General features: G+C 56.8%; 5 protein-coding genes. 4 read left to right on the forward strand and 1 reads right to left on the reverse strand.

Annotation, left to right across the window (positions count from 1 at the left end; all coding sequences use genetic code 11):
* Window positions 1–355 precede the first annotated feature (355 nt).
* Entirely contained in the window at window positions 356–1,840 is a 1,485-nt protein-coding gene (locus K1Y02_25475; GenBank protein ID MBX7259732.1) for a DUF2961 domain-containing protein, read from the forward strand.
* Window positions 1,841–1,896: 56 nt separating this feature from the next.
* On the opposite strand, the gene K1Y02_25480 is transcribed toward K1Y02_25475, so the two are convergent.
* Window positions 1,897–2,292 carry a GNAT family N-acetyltransferase gene (locus K1Y02_25480; GenBank protein MBX7259733.1) on the reverse strand — a complete coding sequence of 132 codons (396 nt, stop codon included), beginning with the start codon at window positions 2,290–2,292 and terminating at the stop codon, window positions 1,897–1,899.
* Window positions 2,293–2,508: 216 nt separating this feature from the next.
* Here K1Y02_25480 and K1Y02_25485 point away from each other — a divergent pair, with 216 nt between their 5' ends.
* The 3 genes from K1Y02_25485 (at window position 2,509) to K1Y02_25495 (ending at window position 4,456) form a co-directional block, all read left to right on the forward strand.
* A complete protein-coding gene (locus tag K1Y02_25485; GenBank protein ID MBX7259734.1) occupies window positions 2,509–2,874 on the forward strand; it encodes a PadR family transcriptional regulator in 366 nt (121 codons plus the stop codon).
* Window positions 2,871–3,761, forward strand: coding sequence for a hypothetical protein (locus tag K1Y02_25490; GenBank protein ID MBX7259735.1), 891 nt, complete (start codon window positions 2,871–2,873; stop codon window positions 3,759–3,761). The genes K1Y02_25485 and K1Y02_25490 overlap by 4 nt, the downstream gene beginning before the upstream one ends.
* Window positions 3,762–3,931: 170 nt before the next feature.
* Complete coding sequence (locus K1Y02_25495) at window positions 3,932–4,456, forward strand: hypothetical protein (protein MBX7259736.1); 525 nt, start codon at window positions 3,932–3,934, stop codon at window positions 4,454–4,456.
* Window positions 4,457–4,628 lie beyond the last annotated feature (172 nt).

The raw sequence follows: 4,628 nt of genomic DNA on the forward strand, positions 1-4,628 counted from the left end.
CATGGGCGGCCACGGCGAACTCGTCGAAGACCCCAACGAAATCCAACCCGCGCTCCAACGCGCCTACGCCTCCGGAAAACCCGCCTGCGTTAACGTCATCCTCAAGCAAGAACACGACTTCAAGGGAGGGGCCTATATATAGGCAGTGTGTCGGCCTGACAAAGATAAAGACACACAAAGCGAATCAAAGGCGATGCACGAAGTGTGGATATGGAAGGATGCCGCCTTAAACTAAATCGTGCATCTACCCCCGGTGCAGTATTCGGACTGCTGCCATTTGTCTGTCCCCACTTCGGATGGTAGCATGCAGTGTTTTCCGGGGGGGCGGGCAGTCAACACGAGTGGAGGAGGGAAAATGGCACGATCAACTCAAGCGGTACTATTCGGACTACTCGCCGTCGTCATCTCGACGGTGGCAGTTGCTGAATCGCTTCCCGGATTCATGGACGACATCTCGCGCCTCAAAGATGGCCGCGCGATGCGCGCTTCGTCCAGCGACGTGAATTGGGCCACCGGCAACGGCGATGCGCGACCCATTGAACCGGGCGCGACGCTCGTCCTCGCGGAGCTTGAAGGTCCGGGCATCGTTCAGCACATCTGGAACACCATCGCGTCGTCCGAACGCGGCTACTCGCGGCTGCTGGTCCTGCGCGTCTATTGGGACGGCGAAACGGAACCGTCGGTCGTTTGTCCCATCGGCGATTTCTTTGGAGTGGGCCATGGCATGGACGTGCCCTACGATTCGCTGCCCGTTCGCGTGACGTCAGACGGCCGCGGCCGGAACTGCTACTGGCCGATGCCGTTCAAGAAATCGGCGAAGTTCACGGTCACCAATGAGGGTAAGAAACGCACGGATGCCTTCTATTACTACATCGACTGGATGAAAGTGCCGAAGCTCCACCGCAACACCGCGTATTTTCATGCCATGTACCGCCAGGAATTCCCCGCCACGATGGGCCAGCGCTATCTGCTTGCGGACATCAAGGGCCGCGGCCACTATGTGGGAACGGTGCTCAACTGCCGCCAGAACACGGCAAGCTGGTTCGGTGAAGGCGATGACTTCTTCTATATCGACGGAGAAAAAGAACCGAGCATGCGCGGCACCGGCACCGAAGACTACTTCTGCGACGGCTGGGGTTTCCGTGTTCAGGCGGGTGCGTTCTACGGCGCGCCCCTCTTTGAAGGATTCCAGCGCGGCAACCGCACGTCGGTCTATCGATGGCACCTCGCCGATCCAATCACTTTCAGCAAGTCGCTGCGCGCGGAAATCGAACACGTAGGACCCGTTCTCGATCAGAATGGGAAACAACTTTCCGGATACGGGGAACGCGCCGACGATTTCTCTTCGGTTGCGTTCTGGTATCAGAAGGAACCGCACGTACCGTATGCGCCGATTCCCGTTGGGTACGCGCGCCTGAATTATGACTACACGAAGATTGTCGAGGCGGAAGCCGCCATTCCGAACGCTTCGGCTACCGCTGGCCCCATCCAGAAGCAAGACGGCGGCTGGAGCAGCGGGGCGCAGTTGTTCTGGACGCCCCAAGCCGAAGGTCAGGTTTTGACCATCCCCTTGACGGTTCCGTCGGATGGCACCTACGAACTGACGATCCTGTACACGCGCTCGCATGATTACGGCATCTTCCAGTACGAAATTGACGGTACGCCCATTGGCGAGGCCGTCGATCAATTCAATCCGAGCATCTCCAACCGTGAGAAACTGCTCCCTGAAGTCTCGCTCAAAGCGGGCGAGCACAAATTGACCGTGAAGAATGTCGGCAAGAACGCCGCCTCAACAGGCTTCTACTTCGGTTTGGACGGCTGGCTGATCCAGGCCCGGTAAGTCTTCGTCAACTCCTTGGACCCTCGTCGCCACTGTGCGGCGGGGGTCCACTTTGATCATGAGCAAACTTGCGAGGGCGGCGGCGAATTCGGGTCGAACCGAATAAGGTAGTTCTGCGGGATCGGGGCAGGCTTCCAGCCGAATGGCGTGTACAGCCCGTGAGCATCACGCGTCGCCAATAAGAACTGCTTCAGGTTTACGCAGTCCGGGTGCTCAAGCACACACTGCACAAGAAACTTGCCCAAGCCCTGCCCTCGAAACTCGGGGGCGATCACCACGTCCGCGAGCCATCCAAAAGTCAGACCATCGGTTAGCACGCGCGCACACCCCCATCTGCGTTCCGCCGAGGTGTTGCGCATACACGCCAAATACCGGATTCGACCGCGCCCAGGTAGACTCCACCTCGCTAGAGCTGCGTTCCGCTCCCCAATAGGTGGTCCGCAATATCGCATGAACGCGCTTCATGTCGAATCGCTTCGGGTCCGAGTCCACCTCATACGTGCTAAACGCCCATTTTATCCTGCGCGTCCCCCTTTGCATCAACGCCGTATGTACCGCTGGTTCACTATCTTATGAAGACTGCAAACGTGTCCGGTATGGTCTCGCGCATAGTACCTTGTGCCGCAAGCTACATTGTGCTATACTGCACTTAGTAACGGAGATTCGACATGGGCAACAAACCCGAACCTGTAGACGTCGAGAACTGGACGACCCAGCTTCGCCGAGGCGTGCTGGAACTGTCCATTCTCAACCTTCTTGCCCAAGGCGAGATCTACGGCTATGACCTCGTCAAGCACTTGGCAAAAGTCAAGGGGCTGGTCGTCACGGAGGGCACCGTCTATCCGCTCATGTCACGCTTGAAGCGCATGGGCCTGGTGAAAACAAGGCTCGTCGAATCCACGAGCGGGCCTGTCCGCAAGTACTACACGCTATCCGCCGAGGGGCGCAAAATGCGCGCCACCATGAACGCCCACTGGGATGATTTAACGCGAGGCGTGGCATTGCTGCGCAGCGAAGGGGAGGAACAGTCATGAGCGAGTGGACACCGGATGCCAGAGAATACCTCGACGGGTACCTTGCCCAGGTGCGCGTTCTGGCGCGCCAAGATGGGGAAGATGGCGACGAGATAGCCGCGGAACTTCGCGAGCACATCGAGCGCGAAGCCGAGGAATCATCGGGGTCCGTCGTTACGCTCGAGCAACTGCGCAAAGTGCTCGCCACGGTCGGCAGGCCGGAGCAGATTCTGAGTGAAGGCTCCCTTCTCGCGCGCACGAACGCGGACACTTCATCGCTTGGCGAAGACCACTCAGTGCCGCCATTCGGCGCCGATACACGGCCAGTTTCTCAGGGTAATGTGCAGACAGCCTTTCCGCCCGAACGGAGAACTCGCCGTTCCGGGTGCTGGGTAATCCTCGCAGGGTTGTTTCTCTTTGTGCTGCTTGGAGTCGCGTTCTGGGTCTTCAGTGCAAATCTTCAGTGGAACCAAATGAAGAACGCGAAAATGTACGCCGACGAGAGACAAGTCATCCAATCGCTGCGCGACATCTTCGAAGGCGAGAGACGCTATTTAGAGGAGCAAGCAAAGGACGAGGACGGCGATGGAGTACCCGACTACGCAACCATCAGCGAACTCAGCAAACTTCAGTTCATCCATTTCAATTACTCGCAAGAGGCCTATGGCAACTACATTTTCAATCTCAAGCTGACACACAGCGCCAAGACCGGCACGCCGTCGTTCCTATGCGAAGCAACTCCCCTGTTTGAGGAATATCCCAAGTCTTTCACCATTGACGAGACCGGCGAGGTTCGCATCACATCGACGAAAGGAAGCTCGAAAAGGACTGTCGTCCCGGGAGAGGCAGAACAATTGGGCATGTCTTCTGTGACGTTGAGACAAGAATTTCGAGACAGAAAGCCGTGAGAAGGTGGCCCCATGAGAATGATCAGTCGAATGTGGCGCAGCCGCCCTCGGCTGCGTCTTCCCAGGATTGAATGCCGTAGCCTGCGTGCGTAATCGTATCTCATTGAAATGCGACAGATATATGTTACACAGCCGGTCTCGCCCATAGAGCCGGCACTTGGTGGTCAACGGTGACCAATTCACACAAGAAACAACCGATACCGGGCAATCGCATTCGCAAATACGTGACGCCGTATTATCGGAGGCGATTGCCGCATATCCAGAACCCGGAAAGGCCTTTCTTCGTCACGTTCGTGACATATCAACGGTGGAGTATGCCGGAGCCAGTCCGTGATTTGGCACTGAAACACTGTCTACACGATCATAATGTCAAGATCCTGCTTCATGCCGCTGTGATTATGCCGGACCATGTGGATCTCATATTCACTCCGCTCCAGGATGACGAAGGAATGCCGTATAGCCTTGAAGAAATACTGAACGGGATAAAGGGAGCTTCCGCCCATTCCATCTACCGATTCCTTAAGCGAAGAGGACATGTGTGGCAAGACGAATCGATGGACCACGTTTTAAGAGTAGCCGAGAGTGTCAGGGCAAAAGCCGAGTACATCTGTGATAATCCTGTCCGAAGGGGTCTAGTTCAGACTGCGGACGAGTATCCTTGGCTTTGGAGGGAGTGGGTGGAGGGGATTGACTGAAGTCAGATAGCAGATAAGAATCGCAGCCGAGGGCGGCTGCGCCACATGAAAGAGACAAATCAGGTTCTCTGCATGGAACGTAAATAGGGGTTATTCGAAATAACCGAGATCGCGCAGGCGCTGTTCGATCCGGCGCTCCTGCTCGGGGGAATAGACTTCCTGCGCGCGATCG

This window comes from Candidatus Hydrogenedentota bacterium, from assembly GCA_019695095.1.
Taxonomy (GTDB): Bacteria; Hydrogenedentota; Hydrogenedentia; order Hydrogenedentales; family SLHB01; genus JAIBAQ01.